Annotated in this window: 10 protein-coding genes and 4 pseudogenes; 13 read left to right on the forward strand and 1 reads right to left on the reverse strand. The window is 61.7% G+C overall.

Annotated elements, in window-relative coordinates; translation table 11 throughout:
- The first annotated feature begins 133 nt into the window (after positions 1 to 133).
- The 7 genes and pseudogenes from LRS04_RS19695 (at position 134) to LRS04_RS19725 (ending at position 7,953) form a co-directional block, all read left to right on the forward strand.
- The gene (locus tag LRS04_RS19695) at positions 134 to 592 is read left to right on the forward strand and encodes a TetR-like C-terminal domain-containing protein (RefSeq protein WP_257817782.1); all 459 of its coding nucleotides are present in this window, start codon (positions 134 to 136) and stop codon (positions 590 to 592) included.
- A gap of 53 nt (positions 593 to 645) precedes the next feature.
- Positions 646 to 990, forward strand: a pseudogene (locus LRS04_RS19700) (cyclohexanone monooxygenase); the annotation flags it as partial.
- Between the two features lie 130 nt (positions 991 to 1,120).
- Complete coding sequence (locus tag LRS04_RS19705; RefSeq protein WP_257819272.1) at positions 1,121 to 2,284, forward strand: hypothetical protein; 1,164 nt, start codon at positions 1,121 to 1,123, stop codon at positions 2,282 to 2,284.
- Positions 2,285 to 2,333: 49 nt separating this feature from the next.
- A pseudogene (locus LRS04_RS19710) lies at positions 2,334 to 3,400 on the forward strand (NAD(P)H-dependent flavin oxidoreductase).
- Positions 3,401 to 3,427: 27 nt separating this feature from the next.
- Positions 3,428 to 3,856 carry a PaaI family thioesterase gene (locus LRS04_RS19715; RefSeq protein WP_257817783.1) on the forward strand — a complete coding sequence of 143 codons (429 nt, stop codon included), beginning with the start codon at positions 3,428 to 3,430 and terminating at the stop codon, positions 3,854 to 3,856.
- 1,053 nt (positions 3,857 to 4,909) lie between these two features.
- A pseudogene (locus LRS04_RS19720) lies at positions 4,910 to 5,275 on the forward strand (TonB-dependent receptor plug domain-containing protein); the annotation flags it as partial.
- 1,001 nt (positions 5,276 to 6,276) lie between these two features.
- Complete coding sequence (locus tag LRS04_RS19725) at positions 6,277 to 7,953, forward strand: TonB-dependent receptor domain-containing protein (RefSeq protein ID WP_257817784.1); 1,677 nt, start codon at positions 6,277 to 6,279, stop codon at positions 7,951 to 7,953.
- Positions 7,954 to 8,612: 659 nt separating this feature from the next.
- On the opposite strand, the gene LRS04_RS19730 is transcribed toward LRS04_RS19725, so the two are convergent.
- Complete coding sequence (locus LRS04_RS19730; RefSeq protein ID WP_257817785.1) at positions 8,613 to 9,443, reverse strand: IclR family transcriptional regulator; 831 nt, start codon at positions 9,441 to 9,443, stop codon at positions 8,613 to 8,615.
- Between the two features lie 193 nt (positions 9,444 to 9,636).
- Between LRS04_RS19730 and LRS04_RS19735 the strand changes: the two genes are divergently transcribed.
- The 6 genes and pseudogenes from LRS04_RS19735 to LRS04_RS19755 all read left to right on the forward strand — a co-directional run bounded on the left by LRS04_RS19735 (position 9,637) and on the right by LRS04_RS19755 (position 17,235).
- Complete coding sequence (locus LRS04_RS19735; RefSeq protein ID WP_257817786.1) at positions 9,637 to 10,326, forward strand: 2-keto-4-pentenoate hydratase; 690 nt, start codon at positions 9,637 to 9,639, stop codon at positions 10,324 to 10,326.
- 197 nt (positions 10,327 to 10,523) lie between these two features.
- Positions 10,524 to 12,989, forward strand: a complete 2,466-nt coding sequence (locus tag LRS04_RS19740; RefSeq protein ID WP_257817787.1) for a TonB-dependent receptor — start codon at positions 10,524 to 10,526, stop codon at positions 12,987 to 12,989.
- Between the two features lie 263 nt (positions 12,990 to 13,252).
- A complete protein-coding gene (locus tag LRS04_RS19745) occupies positions 13,253 to 14,116 on the forward strand; it encodes an alpha/beta fold hydrolase (protein WP_257817789.1) in 864 nt (287 codons plus the stop codon).
- A gap of 278 nt (positions 14,117 to 14,394) precedes the next feature.
- The gene (locus LRS04_RS19750; RefSeq protein WP_257817790.1) at positions 14,395 to 15,699 is read left to right on the forward strand and encodes an aromatic ring-hydroxylating dioxygenase subunit alpha; all 1,305 of its coding nucleotides are present in this window, start codon (positions 14,395 to 14,397) and stop codon (positions 15,697 to 15,699) included.
- Positions 15,699 to 16,216, forward strand: a pseudogene (locus LRS04_RS28330) (aromatic-ring-hydroxylating dioxygenase subunit beta). The gene LRS04_RS19750 and the pseudogene LRS04_RS28330 overlap by 1 nt, the downstream one beginning before the upstream one ends.
- A 38-nt stretch (positions 16,217 to 16,254) precedes the next feature.
- On the forward strand, positions 16,255 to 17,235 hold the full coding sequence (locus LRS04_RS19755; RefSeq protein WP_257817791.1) for a VOC family protein: 981 nt from the start codon (positions 16,255 to 16,257) through the stop codon (positions 17,233 to 17,235).
- The last annotated feature ends 3 nt before the right edge of the window (positions 17,236 to 17,238 follow it).

The raw sequence follows: 17,238 nt of genomic DNA on the forward strand, positions 1-17,238 counted from the left end.
CGGGTCTTCGACGCGGCGATGGCCGTCTATGCCGAGGGCGGCTGGGCCGCCTTCTCGTTCGAGGCGGTGGCCCGTCGCTCGGGGGGTGGGCAAGGCGTCCCTTTACCGCCGGTGGCCTGGCCGTGGCGAACTGTTGAGGCAGACCTTCGAGGCGCGCTGGCTCGCCGTCACGAAAATCGACACCGGAAACCTGCAGGGAGATCTGCGGGCCCTCGCTCGCATGGTGGCCCAAACCCTCACGGGTCCGTTCAGCGGTGCGCATCCACGGATCAGCCTGGACTTGGCCGAACATCCCGAGCTCCTGGCGTTCCTGCGTCCCTACGCGGAGGCCACCATCGCGCAGGGACGGCACATCATCCGGCGAGCGATCGCCAGAGGCGAGCTCGCCGCATCAGTCAACCCGGGTCTGATCATGGATCTGGTGGTCGGGGCCGTCACCAACCACGTCCGGACGACGCCACGCCGTCTTCGTCAGGCGATGCTGGCGAAGATCGAGGCCTTCATCGACTCCATGGTCGAGGTCGTTCTCGCGGGCGTGGGCGCCAAAACCTTGCCCGTGCGCGCGCCAGGGCCGGGGGAGGAAGGCCTGTGAGCACTGACGCGGTGGACGCGGTGGTGGTTGGAGCTGGCTTCGGCGGCCTCTACATGGTCCATCGGCTGCGGCAGCTCGGCATGACGGTCCAGGGCTTCGATGCGGCGGGCGGCGTCGGCGGCACCTGGTACTGGAACCGCTACCCCGGCGCGCGCTGCGACATCCCGAGCCTCTTCTACTCTTACACCTGGTCGCCCGAGGTCCAGCGGGAATGGCGCTGGAGCGAGATGTACGCCGCCCAGCCGGAAATCCTGGCCTACGCCGAGTTCGTGGCGGAGAAGTACGACCTGAAGCGGGTCTTCGCCTTCGAGTCCAAGGTGAGGTCGGCGGTCTGGGACGAGGCCGTCCGCCGCTGGACGGTGACCACGGATCGCGGTGATCGCGTCTCCGCCCGCTTCTGCATCATGGCGACGGGTTGCCTGTCGGCGCCTCGCGCGCCCGACATCCCCGGCCAGGACAGCTTCGGGGGGCCGGACCCTCCACACCGGCACGTGGCCGCACGAACCGGTCAGCTTCGAGGGGCAGAAGGTGGCGGTGATCGGCACCGGCTCGTCCGCCATCCAGTCGATCACCGAGATCGCGCGGACGGCGTCCCACGTCTACGTCTTGCAGCGCACGCCGAACTTCAGCGTCCCGGCCCGGAACAGGCCGCTAACCGAGCAGGACTACGCCGCGTTCTGGGAGCAGTACCCGGCCTACCGGCAGATGGTGCTGGAGGGCGCGGCGGGGATCGCCGGCGGCAGCCCCTTCCGCAGCCTCACGGCCGAACAGCAGCGCGCCAGGTTCGAAGAGCTGTGGAACATCGGCGGCGCCGGCTACCTCGGCGCCCTGGCGGACCTGCTGACCAACCCGGTGGCCAACGCCGCGGCGGCCGACTTCGTGCGCGAGAAGATCCGCGAAACCGTGAAGGATCCCGCAGTCGCAGAGGCTCTCTCGCCCGACGACCATCCGATCGGCGCCAAGCGGATCTGCGTCGACACCGGCTATTACGAGATCTTCAACCAGGAGAACGTCACCCTGGTGAACCTGCGCCAGGCCCCGATCGCGTCGATTACGCCGCAGGGTGTGCGGACGACGGCCCAGGAGTATTCGGTCGACGCCATCGTCTACGCCACCGGCTTCGACGCCATGACGGGGGCGCTGCTGAACATCGACATCGTCGGGGAGGGCGGTGTCAGCCTGGCCGAGGCGTGGCGGGACGGGCCCAAGACATACCTGGGACTGCAAGTCGCCGGCTTCCCCCAACTTCTTCACCATCACCGGTCCGGGCAGCCCCTCGGTGCTGTCCAACATGATCAGCAGCTGCGAGCAGCACGTCGAATGGATCACCGATTGCTTGGCGTGGCTGGACGCCAACGGAGTCGATGCCATCGCGGCCGACCCGCAGGCCCAAGAGGACTGGGTCCGCAAGGTCAACGAGGCCGCCGACCAGACCCTCTTCCCGAAGGCCAACAGCTGGTACATCGGGGCGAACATCCCCGGAAAGCCGCGGGTCTTCATGCCCTACGTCGGCGGCCACTACCGACAGATCTGCAACACCGTGGCGGCGGACGGATACCGCGGGTTCCGTCTCTCGGGATCGGCGGACCGCGCCTCAAGGCGGGTGGTGCGGACATGACCCGGTTGGATCGGCGAACGCAGGGTTCGTCGACTGCCCCCTCGCAGACAGGAGTCACCCATGCCCCTTCATAGCCGCATCTGCGATATCTTCGGCATTCAGTATCCGATCGTGCTCGCCGGGATGGGCGGCGCCAGCGTCCCGCGGCTGGCGGCGGCGGTTTCGAATGCAGGCGGGCTTGGCGTGCTGGGCGCGGCGGCCTGCTCGCGCGAGGAACTGCGCGAGTGGATCCGCGAGGTTCGATCCCTCACCGATAAGCCATTCGGTGTCGACACCCTTCTGCCGGCGTCGGTGCGGCGCGATGGGAGGGACACCGCGGGGCCGGGGAAGCCGTCGCCCCTGGACCTCGCGAGCGAATACCAATCCTTCGCGGACGAGTTCATGCGCCAGGAGGGCTTGACGAAAGTGGCGCGGCCGCCACGGCGGTCCAACGCCGACGGGCAAGGCGGGCCGATGTTCTTCTCGAAGGAATTCTTCGAGGAGCAGATGGAGGTGGTCGTCGAGGAGAGGGTCCCCGTCTATGCCGCCGGGCTTGGCAATCCGGGCCCGTGGATGGAGCGGATGCGCGAGAACGGCACCAAGGTCATGGCGGTCATCGGTTCAGTGAAGCACGCTCTGCAGGTGGCGGCTTCCGCGGTGGATGTGGTTGTCGCACAAGGTCATGACGGCGGCGGCCATAACTCCCCGGTCGGCACCATGGCGCTCATCCCGCAGGTCGTGGATGCGCTCGCGGGCCGCGTGCCGGTCCTTGGTGCGGGCGGTATCGCCGACGGGCGGGGGTCGCCGCTGCGCTGATGCTTGGCGCCGAAGGCGCCTGGATTGGAACGGCCTTTCTCGCGACCGAGGAAGCCGGCATCCATCAGTTCCAGAAGGAAGCCCTTGTGGAATCCGGCGACACGGACACCGTGGTGTCGAAGTCCGTGACCGGCAAGCCCGCGAGGCTTGTGCGGAACAAGTGGGCGCAGGCCTGGGTCGACGCCGGCAAGGAGCCCCTCCCGATGCCCTATCAGTCGATGATCTCCGGACCGGTTCTCGCAGCCGCCACCCAGGCGGAACGCAAGGATATCGCGCCTGGCTTTGCTGGCCAGGGGCTCGGCTTGATCCGGCAGATACGTCCGGCGCGTGAAGTGCTGGAGGATCTCGTCAGGAGCGCGGAGGAGAGCCTCACGCGAGCCGGTCAGTTCTGTTGAGTGGGCGATGGGCTGGGGAGACGTGCGGTGACCGATGACGCTGAGCTGCCTGGCGCTGCCCCTGTCAAGGCCTGGCAGGCGGCATTGCGGGCCGCCCCCTTTCACAACTGGCTGGACCTGGACATCGTGGCACTCTCGGACGACGGCCTCGAACTCGCGATGCCCTGGCGGGACGAGATTGTCTCCAACCCCCGCATCGGTTCCGTCCATGGGGGCGTTCTGGCCTCGTTGATCGATCTCGCCGGGTTCTACGTCCTGCTGGTTCACGGCCATCGGGTCACCGCGACCGCTACACTCTCGGTGGACTATCACCGTCCGGCGACCGCTGGGCCCATTCTCACATCCTCAAGGATCGTGAAGGTTGGGCGGCGGCTGTCAGTGGCCGAAAGCATGGTGCGAAGCGCTGGCGGTGACCTATACGCCAGCGGCCGCGGCGTCTATCTCACGGGCGAATAGCGTGACCCAAAGGCCAGCGCACCCGCCGCCGCCCGGGCGGCTCCGGCAGATGACCGGCGGTCGCCCGGCTGCACCATCCGCAGTTCGTGGGCGACCGATGAGCGTTTAGCCGAGCTGAGCGCCGGCAGAGGATAGCAGCCGTCAGCGCCCGAGTGAGTTCTGACGCCTTGGCTAGCGGTTGGGTCTGCAGGCGGCCAGCTTCTCTGGGGGAAGCTTGTCGCGAGAGTCGCCGAACGCAGTGATCACCCCGACCCGCTTCGCGAGTTGCTTGCAGGCGCTTACGCTCAGTGTCTGGTTGGTCCGAGCCCGAGCCACGCAGCGGGCGTCCTGACAATTGAACACAGCGCCGCCAGCGACGATCTTTAAGGGCTCGTTGAGCGCGGTTTCAAGCTGCGCCACGACCGGCTCAGCGGCCTGGCCGGCTGCAACGATTGCGAGCGTCGCCAGGAGCCCTCCGACAGATGCTTTCAGAAACCTCACCCTGTATCCCCCCATTTCCAACGCTGCAGCTCAGACCGCCAAATACGATTGTAACATACAGCGCAAACTCGGCCCGCGGAAGATCGGCCTTGGCGGCGCAGGTCCCCTTCGTGTCTCCCTTGGTCGCGGGCGCTTTTCGCCGCCGCACCGACGGCGCAGCTCACAGCCCCGCTTTTCTCATTGCGTGACCCGGAAAGTGCGGCGAAGCTAAAGCAACGAAGATTACATGTCCCGTCTGCTGCGCCGAAGATGCAGCATCGTCGCGACTGGAGGACGCGAAGGTGTCGAGCGTTTCGCGCGTACCTTGGCTTCGGACACGGACCTTCGGGGCGCTGCAATGCGCAGCCTCCGGCCTTTCATCGTACTCAGTTCGTATTTCGGCGGCTTCCATGCCGCACGGTCTCAGAAGACACAATCAAAGAAGTGAGAAAAACAGGGAGGAGTCTATCTTGACCAGGCGTAGTCACCTATTCGGTGGTTCGATACTTTCCATCGCCATCTCCTTCGGGGGGCGCGGGCTTGGCGGACGCCCAGGCCCAGACCAGCCAACCGGCCGAAGTGGAGGAAGTCGTCGTGACCGGCTCCTTTATCGCCGGCACGCCCGAGGACGCGGCCCTGCCCGTCGACGTGCTCAGCGCAGAGGACCTGGAGGAGCAGGGCTCGCCGACGGTCGTCCAGCTCGTCAAGAACGTGACCTCGTCGCAATCGGCGCTGGGCGAGAGCAACCGCTACAACGGCGGCGCGGGGACGGCGACGATCAACCTGCGGGGCTTCGGTGCGGCACGGACGCTGACCCTGATGAATGGCCGTCGGCTCGCTGACAGCCCCGTAGCCGCCTTCCAAGGCGGCGGCGCCAACCTCAACTTCATCCCGACCGCCGCCGTCGGGCGGATCGAGATCCTCAAGGACGGGGCGGCGGCCACCTATGGCTCCGACGCCATCGGGGGCGTGGTGAATTTCATCACCCGCAAGGATCTCGACAACCTCGAGGTCAGCGCCGAATACGCCTTCATCGACGGCTCGGACGGCGACTACCGGCTCGACGCGGCGTGGGGCAAGCAGTTCGACAACGGCAACGTCTTGCTCACTGGCGGGTACCGCCACCGTTCGCGGCTTGACATCCATGACCGCGACTGGGCGCTCCGGTCGTTTGATTTCGGCGGCTATGCAGGCGCAGGGGGCTGGACCGGGGCGTCGAACCCCGGCCTGTTCCTCGCCGGAGCGAACCTCTTCCGCGATAACGGCTGCGAGGAGTTGGGCGGCGTCCTCACCAACAACGTGACCTACCAGAATCCGCTGAACGGCACGCTAGGACAGGGCGCCACAGCCACGGTCGCGGTGCCGACGGGGCCGCAGAATCCAGCGACATTCAGTTCCACGTGCCGGTTCCAGTTCTCCAACTTCAACGACCTGGTCAATGAGGAGGACCACTACCAACTCTACGGTGAGGTGAACTTCGATCTTTCGGAGACGATGTCCTTCCACGGGGAAGTCGCCTGGACGAAGAACGACACGCCGGTCCAGCGGATTTCGCCTGCGAACCTGACTGCCCAATATCCGTCGCCAGTTTCGGCGGGCGGCACGTCATTCTCGCCGACAGCTCCCAACGGCCCTAACTTCTCAGTTCCGTACAACATTCCAGCCAACCACCCGGGCCTCGTGGCCTTGCTGAACAGCTGCGCCGCGCCGTTGACCGCCGCGCAATGCGCGGCGATCCGCGCCACCGCCAACAGCAGCGTCGGCGCCCAGCCTGGCGCGCCCCTGGGCGCCCGGGGGTGGATATCGTTCAGCTCGGCTGGCGCGCGATCGCCTTCGCCGGCCATCCGCTCAACCCCGACAAGGCCGACCACCAGTCGATCCAGAACGACGGCTTCCGCGTCTCGGGCGGCTTCCAGGGCAAGGTGTTCGGAAGCGTCAACTACGACACGGCGCTCACCTATATGGAGCAGAAGAACACCTCGAACACGAACGACCTCCTGGTCCGCAATATCCAGCTGGCCCTGCGCGGCTTCGGGGCCAAGGCAGACGATCCGGGCGGCTGTAGCGCGGCCGAGACCGCCAACTTCACGACCGGCGCCGGCAACGCCGCGTTGGGGTGCTACTACTTCAATCCGTTCACCAACGGCGTCGCCACAAGCGTGGTGAATGGCGCGGCCAATCCGTTCTTCAACCCGTCGGTGGCGAACGACCCGCAGGTGGTCGCCTGGCTGTACGGAAACTACACCAATGTCTTGACGAACCGGCTGCTCGTGGCCGACGTCGTCTTCTCGGGCGAAAGCGGCATCGAGCTTCCCGGCGGCCCCGTGGCCTGGGCGGCCGGCGCGCAATACCGCTACACCCAGGAGATTCGGAAGTACGGCGCCCTCTTCAATTCGGCGGAGACGCCATGCCCGGACCGCCCGGCGTGCGCCGATGAAAGTGGGCCCCTACAGTTCTTCGGGTCCGATTCCGACCGCGACGACGACGCGAATGTGAAGGCGATCTTCGCTGAGTTGCAGTTCCCCGTCACGGCCGCCATCAACGTCAACTTCGCGATCCGCCACGAGGACTACCAAGGCGCCGTCGGCTCCACCACCAACCCCAAGGTGGCCCTGAAATGGCAGGTGGTCGACTGGCTTGCGCTGCGCGGCACGGCTAGCACCACCTTCCGGGCGCCCGGGCCGGGCCTGGTTGGCAACAACTGCAATAATGGCGTGCGCGTGCTCGGAAGCGCCTACCGCGCCTTCCAGAGCTGTGGCAATCCCGACCTGAAGCCCGAGAAGGCCGACACCTTCAATGTCGGCGCCATCCTGGATCTCGGCGGCTTCTCCGCCACCGTCGATTACTTTAATTTCAAGTTCAAGGACGAGATCATCGAGGAAAGTGGCGCTCGCCTGTACGCCGCAATGTTCCCGGGCGCGTCCAACGTGAACTGCGGAAATCCGGCCTTCGCAGCGCTGCAAGCCCGCTTTACGTTCGCCGGCGCTTGCGGCGCGGCGAACGTGGCCCGCCTCCGCAGCTTTGTGGTCAACGGCCCGACGACGGATACTTCCGGGGTGGAGTTCCGCGCGCAGTACGACTGGGACGGCTGGTTCGATGGCCATTGGGCAGTTGGAGGCGAGGCCACCTACCTGATCGAATATAAGCGCGGCGAAGTGACCATGCTCGGCGCAGACATCCCTATCTCGCCTGAGGAGGACCGCGCAGGTCTGTCCGACCTGATCAACGACTTCTTCTCCTACCCCGAGCTCAAGGCCAACGCCTTCGCGGCGTTCGTGAAGGGGCCGCTTTCGGTGCGCTGGCAGACGCGGTTCTCGGAAGGCACATCGCCTGCCTTCGGATCGCCGCTGTTCGTCACCGTCCCAAATTCGGCCGCGACAACGGGCGCGGCGGCCTGCGCGGGCGCTTCCACGTCGTGCGCTGGGCGCGACCTCCTGCCCGTCGGCAAGTCAAAGGCCTTCTGGCAGCACGACCTGATCGTGCGCTGGGAAGCGCCGTGGGACTCGGTGGTGACGGCGAGCATCCAGAACGTCTTCGACAAGGACCCGCCGTACGTTCCGAGCCAGTACAACTACGACTACACCTCGGGAAACCCGCTTGGCCGTGTGGTCGAGGTCGGCATCAGAAAGACATTCTAGGGCTTCGATCCGCAGGGGCGTCGCTCCCTGGCGAGCGGCGCTCCTGCTTCCGGTGTTCCGTTCAGCGGGCGTTTTTCGAGGCGGCGGCGCGATTCACTGTGAAGCTGCCCCTAGTTCAGGTCTATCCCACCGGGCCGCTGAGCCCGGACGCCGATCGCCTGCCCCCAGGCGAAGTTGGCGTGCGTGTGGAGGTGCACGGCGAGGCGGGACCAGGGATAGCCGGTCGATGGCACATGGCGCCAACAGGCATGACACACATCTCCAGGCACGGCATCGCCCGCGTGATGCTGCTGGGACGGCATCGCTTCGGGTCGGCCAAGCTGTTTCACGAGGGTGGCAGCTTGCGGCTGGCAGTCTTCAACTGGTGGTTCACCTGCCGGACGCGTTGAGCCACGGCCACGATCTATGTGCGCTGGCTGCGTCCACCCGTCGGGCGGCAACGGTCGGGCTTCGCCGGATCGCCGCGCCGATTGGCAGCCAAGGGGCCTTGGAAGCATGTAGCCGATGAGTGCGACACACATGGAATGTAGGTGGGCGATCACCTCGTTGACGCTCGCGGACTACTGGGTGGACCGGCGACGCATCTTCACCCTCAACGAGCCATGCAAGGGCTCAAGAGACGGGACCAACGGTCGGGGTCCTCGCGGGAATCTATCAGTTCACTCAGCGGCCACAGAACCATTTCGATCGTCGATGTGTCGTGAAAAAACCGCGCCTAGCGCCAACAGGCGCGCCGACACTTCTCCGGCGCTCTGCTTAAGCGCCTCGATCAAACCAAGATCATCACAGCGCGTGTTCTTACCGGAAGCCGAGATTGCCGCTACGACACGCCCATTGCCATCTCGCACGGGCACGGCGGCGCAGTACAAATCCTCGTCCACTTCGGCATTGTCAAAGGCATAGCCCAATGCGCGAACCGTCTCAAGTTCTTCACGTATCTGATCAGGCGATGTTATCGTATGCTTGGTTAAAGCCACAAATTCTCCACTACCCAGATACTGGGATAAGCGTTGCTCATGTAGATCGGCCAGGAGGATCTTTCCAATACCAGAGCAATACGCTTCGAGTTGCATACCTTCCCGTGTGAACAGGAGTTCTGAATGCACGCCCTCCTTGACCAGGTATGTCACCATATCCTCCTCAAGTACGCCAAGATGGATGGTGCGAGCTAATTGAGACGCCAACTTGCGCAGGATCGGTCGGCTCATCGCCGCTACTAGGCTGTTGAAATCCGTCAGCCCCGCGACCTGTGCCACCGCTCCGCCGGCCGCGTATTTCCCCGAACCAATCCTCGCAAGAAGGCCTCGGCTCTCGAAGACGGAAATCAATCGATAGGCGGTCGAAGCTGGAATCCGCAGATCCGCCGCGACCTCGCGGAGAGATCGGTCGGGCTCGGCCGTAAGGCGCAGCCACAGATCCAGCGCTTTCGCCAGAGCTGCGGCGCCGCTCGTGTGATCCTGAGACCATGGGGCCTCGCTTGGCGTTCTCACGATGTGGGACTCCCTGTTCCGCACTCATTGCTGGTCCATGCCTGTGAGCTCTACGCTTGCCCCAACAAAACACAAAATCGGGAGGGACGCCCAAATGGCGTCTGAGACATTTGGCAACTTGGCCGCGCGTCTGCGGCAGGCCTACGATCGGGGGCCTGTTCCGCCCCTGCGAGACGGCCTTGCTCCGTCGGACATGGAAGGCGCCTATGCCGTCCAGAGCCTCAATACCCGCTACTGGGTAGAGGCCGGCCGCCGGATCATCGGCAAGAAGATAGGTCTGACATCCGAAGCTGTGCAAAAGCAACTCGGCGTCAACCAACCTGACTTCGGGGCTTTGTTTTCTGACATGGAAATCATCGATGGCGGAGAATTAGACCCGAAGAAGGTTCTTCAGCCGAAAGCGGAAGCGGAGATCGCCATTGTTTTGGGCAGGGATCTGGACGGGTTAGACATAAGCATTGGCGATATTGTCGCGGCCGTTGATCACATTTCACCTGCCATCGAAATAGTCGACAGTCGTATCGAGGATTGGAAGATAACGTTCGCCGACACCGTGGCAGACAACGGGTCTTCAGCATTCTTCGTCTTGGGCCGGCAACGTATCCCCCTACGAGATCTCGATCTTCGGACTTGCGGAATGATCCTCGAGGTCAATGGCGCGGTGGCCTCGATGGGGGTTGGCGCCGCTTGCCTTGGCAGTCCGCTCAACGCCGCCGCATGGCTGGCGCGCACGCTCGCGACCAGGGGCGAGCCGTTGCGCGCGGGCGACCTGGTGTTGACGGGCGCGCTTGGGCCGATGGTGTCGCTCGCGCCGGGGGATTCAGTCGGGGTCTCCATCGGCGGCCTCGGCGATTGCGGGTTCAAGTACGGAGTAGCGGCGTGAGCGTACAGACGAAGGTCGCGATCATCGGGTCCGGCAACATTGGTACGGATCTGATGTTTAAGATCCTAAGGAAATCAATCTGGCCACCCTGCCGCCGAGGCGGTCTCAACGTTCGGACAAAAAAATGCCGAACGCGCGACCGGCGCCAGCCAACAAGCCAAACAATAAATAATGCATTGCTAGACAGGGAGGGATGTATGCCACGAGATCATCAACAAGAAATGCTGTGCGTCGCCAGCGGGAGAGCCGAGCCCGCATCGCGCGATCGAGAAGACTGCTCAAAGGTTGTTTTGGTGAGGGCAACCGCCTTTGCCGCCCTGCTTGTGGCGCCAATGGGACTGCCGACTGCAGCCCAGGCGCAGGACGCTGTTCAGAATGTGGAGGAAATTGTGGTTTTCGCGCGCAAACGCGATGAAACAGCGATTTCCACGCCGGTCGTGGTCACTGCGGTGACCGGCGAAAACCTGGAAAAGCAGGGCATCGACAATCTCACTGAGTTGCCGCAAATGGTGCCGCAGCTTCAAATTCAGACCAATGGCAGCGGCTTCGGCGGCAGCATCACGCTCCGCGGCGTTTCCAGCCCAACCTCGAGCGTCGCGATCGATCAAGCGGTGTCGCTGAATCTCGACGGCGTTCCGGTCAGTTATGGCGGCGTCGTCCGGATGGGCTTCTTCGACGTCCAGCAGATTGAAGTTCTCAAAGGCCCACAGGCTCTGTTCTTTGGCAAGAATGCTTCGGGCGGCATCATTTCGCTCAGGTCGGCGGGCCCGACGAAGGAATTCGAATCTCGCGCGAAGGTCTCCTATGAGTTCGGAGCCGAGGAAATTGTCGGCGAAGCCTATGTCGCTGGTCCGATCAATGAGGTCCTCGGCGCGCGGCTAGCTGTTAGGTATACCGATCAGGAAGGCTACATCGAAAATATCATCCCTGTCGGCACGCCAGGAACCTTCGGCCCGGCCAATAAATTCGGACCCGGTACGGAAGAGATCGCCGCCAGGGGAACCTTGCGATTTGAGCCCAATGACGTCTTCAGCGCCGAATTCAAGCTTGGCTATACAATGAGCCGGGACAACGCCGCCTACATGCAGTTGCAGAGAATTGCCTGCCCGTACGGTATTCCAGCACCTCCGGGCGCCATTCCGGGCGCTCAGGATTGTTCGGCTGACGATCGCGTCGAGCGCAGCGACCTCGACCCGACTTTGGCAGCCTTAGATCCGCGCTTTGGCGACGGGGTTCCGTTCGAGGATATCGAGCAGATCCTTGGCACGCTCGACATCAATTACAATCTCACCGATGCGATCAGCATTAATTCTGTCACGGGGTATTACGACCTGCGCTACGAACTCGTGGATGCGGCTTCTTTCGGCCTTCCGTTACTGTCATCCGCAAGTCTGATCGAGAAGTCCACCTGGTCCGAGGAGATTCGGGTGTTTTCCGAGAACTCCGGACGTTTCAACTGGATGTTTGGTGGATTTTTCCAGCTTGACGAATTTTCCACCGTGGGGACGACAGTCATCGGCCGCGCGGCGGCCCCAGTTCTGGTATTGCCGACGACATCCTTTAGCATCGACTCGACGACAGTTTCGGGATTCGCCCAGGCCACGTTCGACTTGACCGATACTCTCGAACTATCGGCCGGTGCGCGGTACACCTACGAAAAAAGGAAGCAGGACATTGCTTCAGTCGTCCCATCGATTCAGGCTCAGCTCACCGCGAACCTTCCCGACCAACGTAAGTTTCACAATCTATCTCCGGAAGCCACGCTCACGTGGCGCCCATCGTCCGCATTGACGATCTTCGGGTCCTACAAGACCGGATATAAGTCAGGCGGTTTCCAGGTGGGCATGCTCGACGCAGGACCGGCGCTCCGCGGTCCATTCGACAATTCGTTCGACGAAGAGACGGTAACCGGCGGGGAGCTCGGCCTGAAGACAGCCCTATTGGATCGATCCCTGATGATCAATATGGCGGTCTATCGGTATGCCTATGAAGATCTGCAGTTGAGCAGTTTTGAGGCGCAGTCCGCTTCGACGACTATCGCAAATGTGACCGGATCGGTCGTGCGGGGGGTGGAGCTTGATTTCAACTACAAGCCGTACCAGATTCGGGGCCTCGCGATCACTGGCGCCGTAGCTTTCAACGAGTCGTTCTATAAAGATTTCTTGGGCGACTGTTACACTGGGCAGACCATCGCGGAAGGCTGTAGCGCGGCCGATACAGATTCGAATGGTCGCTTCGACAAGCAAGATTTGACGGGCCGCACGTTGCCACGTGCTCCGAAATGGGCGTCAAGCCTCGGCTTCACCTATGAGAAGCCGCTGATGAACGATTTTCTACTGACCGTCGGTTCGAGTGCGACCTACACAGGCCGCTATTCCTACATGCAGCAGCTTCAGCCCGAGTCTTTTCAGGACGGAGTGACGAAGATCGATGCATTCGTGTCCTTCGGTCCGGCTAACGGAAGTTGGGAAATCGGTTTCCTCGGTCGCAACCTCACTGAGGAATATCAGCCGACATCCGGTGCAGGCGTGCCTCTAACGGGCAATCCCCAGCTTACCGGCACGTCGCGCCCCGGAGGCAAGCCGGACGTATTCGGCTCCACCAACCGCGGGCGCGAATATTGGATTCGGTTTACTGTGCGCCCGGACCTGCTGCTGAATTAGAACGGTGGGCGCAATGGGAGCATGCAGAGCCGTTCAAGGCTGGTTCTTGATTTCCTTGAGCACTGACAGTTTAACGCATGCAACGCAGAAGACCGGAGATCGATCTGCGGATCGCCCCGCTAAGTTAAGTCGCGCAGGTGGCGCGAGTGCGTTATGGCGAATATTGCGCAGAAGGTCATTTTCCGCTGCGATAGCGGTTCGCGCAGATTCCCGAACGCCAGCTAGAGCACTGATACGATTTTTGGTTTCTAAGGAGGAAAGTCATGTCGCGGTTGGAGTCGATGACGGAAGAATCGACCAGCAAGTCGGTTGTCGTGGACGGGGTACGTATCCACTATAACGAGGCGGGGTCTGGGCCGCCGCTAGTGATGATCCACGGCGGAGGACCGGGGGCAACGGGGTGGTCGAACTACAGCCGGAATATCGGTCCGCTTTCGAAACATTTCCGGGTTCTTACACCGGATCTGCCCGGGTTTGGCAAGTCGGACGTGAAACCTAAAGGCAGTCCCATGCCAGGTTGGTACGCCACGAAAATCGGACAGTTCTTGGATGCGCTCGACATCGACAAGGCGCACTTCGTCGGAAATTCGCTCGGCGGACTGGTGACCACCCGGTTAGCCATGGACAGGCCCGAAAAGATTGACCGGATGGTCCTGATGGGCCCCGGTGGGAGCATGCCACTGTTCAGCCAGTTTCCGAGCCCGGCGCTCATGACGCTATTCGCCTTCTACGAAGGTGAAGGACCCACCAAAGAGAAGCTCATGAGCTTCGTGAAAGAGTTCGTGTACGACCCGTCCCAGCTCACTGATGAGCTATTGGAGCAGCGTATGCGTGTTGCGCTGAGTCCCCACATCGTGGACACGCCGCCGATGCGGCCAGATCCGAATGCCGCGATCGAGCCGCTCTGGTCCGATCCGCGACTGACGATGCTTCCCCACGAAACGATGATCATTTGGGGACGCGAGGACAAGGTTTTGCCCCTGGATATGGCCCTGCCGCTTCTAAGGCTCATCCCGAAGGCACGCCTTTTCGTCTTACCACAATGCGGGCACTGGGCTCAATGGGAGCACGCCGACGAGTTCAATCGGACTACGGCAGGGTTCTTTTCCGCAGCCAGTAAATCTTAGACAGCTTGCTGTACTATCGGCTGCGCGTTCCGGGCCACTCCGGCCGCTAGCATGGAGCACATTTCAATATTACGAATACAGCAACAGCTGCTGCTCAGAGCGCAACGACTGTTTTCGAACCGAAGGCGTGTGCTTGGCATGCTAGATTCCACATGGGTCTTCGAGTGGACCTCTTAGAAGCCTTGCCGCTCATCCAAGAATAACGTAAGATAACTTACCGCGAAGCTAACCTTTTTACGTCCAAAGTGGGCTCCTCTAGATTCTGGGAGATTACGGCCATGTCGATGCCCTCTAGCGCGACTGTATCGAAGCTGCCCACCTCCGGGCGAATGGTTCTGGAGGACAGAAGCTCCGGAACGTTCCGGGTTTCGCGTCGAGCATTCGGTGACCCGCAGATCATGCGGCTCGAACAAGAGCGCCTGTTCGACAAATGTTGGATTTATGTTGGCCATGAATCTGAAATTCGCCAACCCGGTGACTTCGTAACCCGAGAAGTCGTCGGTAGGCGAATGATTTTCACTCGCGACCGAGACAATCGCCCCCGGGCCTATTTCAATACTTGCCCGCACCGGGGAGCGCAGGTCTGCCGTGAGCCGCAGGGCTCAACCAAGCTGTTTCGATGCTTCTATCACTCCTGGGCTTTCGATACGTCGGGCAAGCTCGTCGCCCGACCCGGCGAAGAGGATTATTCTGACGCCTGCCGGGATCCGAAAATGTACAGCCTGCCGGAACCGGCGCACTTCGCATCCTATCGCGGCTTCTGTTTCATGAATCTGGATCCAAACGCGGTTGGCCTCGAAGAGTATCTTGCCGGCGCCAAGATCATCCTTGACTTCATTTCGGATCAGACAGATGTCGGAATGGAGATCGTTGGGGGTTGCCAGGAATACGGCTTTGGCGCCAACTGGAAACTTCTCTGCGAAAACAGCATTGATGGATATCACGGGCAACCGACGCATGCGAGCTACTTCGATTACTTGCTCAGTACCCATGGTAGTTTTGGCGACGCAAAGAGCCAGCTAAGCCGCGCGATCGATCTCGGCAACGGACACGCGACCATCGAATACGGCGCACCATGGGGCCGTCCCGTCGCGCAGGCGGTTCCATCCTGGGGCGAAGACGGCAAGCGCGATACCGAGGAAGTCTTCGCGCGCCTGGAGAGGCGGGTGGGCCGCGACGTTGCCGAACGGATTGCCTACAACAACCGCAACACGCTCATTTTTCCCAATCTGGTCATCAACGACATCATGGCGATCACGATCCGGACCTTCTATCCGGTTGCGCCAGGCCGTCTGAAGGTTAATGCCTGGGCGCTCGCTCCGATGGAAGAGAGCCCTGCGATGCGTGAGCGCCGCCTCTTTAATTTCTTGGAGTTCTTGGGCCCGGGTGGCTTCGCTACACCCGACGATGCGGAAGCGTTGGAGGCTTGCCAAAGAGGGTACGAGAACTCCGATATCGATGGCATCGGCTGGAACGATATTTCGAAAGGTGCGCTCTCGGATCGTCCTACCAGTCAAGATGAAGAACAGATGCGGTGTTTCTGGCGCGAGTGGAGCCGGCGCATGGAAGGGGAGGTTGGATAATGACGGGATCTGTAGCGAAAAAGCCCGCCGCGGGGCTTTCGGTGACGGTTCGGGACGTCGAGACGTTTCTGTATGATGAGGCCGCCCTGTTGGACAGATGGCTGCTCGACGATTGGCTCGCTCTGTTCGAAGAGGGTGCGAGCTACTTAGTTCCCCCTGCCGGGTCCGATGACGATGTGAGTGCCGCGTCCTCGCTCTTCTATATCGCCGACGACTACCCGCGGTTGGTCCAGCGGGTTCGGCGGCTTCAAAAAACACGGCTCACGTCGAATACCCGCACTCCAAATGCTGTCGTCTTATTTCGAATGTGCGTTTACTGGGTGGAGACGACGACTCATTTGATGTGGAATCGAAATTCGTCACCTACCGCTCCAAGAACGGAATCTTGGAAACTTATCTCGGTCATCACACCTATGAGCTCAGGCTGGCGAAGGCCGGGTTGCGGATCCGAAACAAGAGATCTCAATTGGATCTCGACCATATACGAGAGCAGGGTAAGGTCAGCATCATCTTGTGATGCGGTCCGAAGCTCTCAGGGCATTCACAAGATGCTGGATGCGCACTCAAATCATGCGCTTGTCCCAGTCTAATCAATTTTACGGAGGCGACACAGTTATGGCGGCCAAGGATATTCGACATACGAGACTCGGCTATGTGGCGCTTAATGTTAGCGATATCAAGGCCAGCGAAGCCTTCTACGGCGCAATAGTAGGCCTGACCGCGTCGGCAGACTCAACAGAAGATGTGGTTTTTTTCCGGTGTAGCGACCGGCACCATGATCTTATGTTGTGCCAGGACGGAAACGATCACGGCCTCAAGCGGGTTGGGTGGGAATTGGAGTCTCCCGAAACAGTGGATATTGCGCGGTTCCATTTTCAGTCTTTGGGCTTGCCAATAGTTGAAGTGCCTGACGATGAAGCCGCGCGCTTGGGCATCGACTTTGGCTTCCGCACAGTCTACGATAAGCTGGGTGCGGTCTTTGAGTATTATTCCGCAATGAACAAGGCGGCGCCGGCATTCACTCCGACGCACACGAAGATCGCCCGTTTGGGCCACGTGGTGCTAAATACTCCGCATCACAGGGAGGTGGAAGATTTTCTGCTGAACCAAATGAACTTTCGTGCGTCGGATCGCGTCGATGGTATGGTCACCTTCATGCGGTGCTTCCCCAATCCGTTCCACCACAGCCTGGGCTTGAGTGCTGGCCAAGCACAGAGGTTGAACCACGTGAATTTCATGGTGACCGAGATCGACGACATCGGAAGGGCAATGAATCGGATGAAGGCCAACGACGTGAAGATCGTTTATGGTCCCGGCCGCCACCCGCCATCTGAGTCGATTTTCCTCTATTTTCTGGACCCGGATGGGATCACGGTTGAATACAGTTTCGGAATGGAGGAGTTCCCGGAGATCGGGCCTCGTAATCCACGCCTTCTCGAAGCGAAACTCGAATCGGTGGATTTTTGGGGGGGCTTGCCGCAGCCGGGCTTCGGCAATAGTGGAATGTTTCAGTCACTTCAAAGCCAAGCGACTTAACGC

Source organism: Phenylobacterium sp. J367 (assembly GCF_024699985.1).
Classification (GTDB): domain Bacteria; phylum Pseudomonadota; class Alphaproteobacteria; order Caulobacterales; family Caulobacteraceae; genus Phenylobacterium.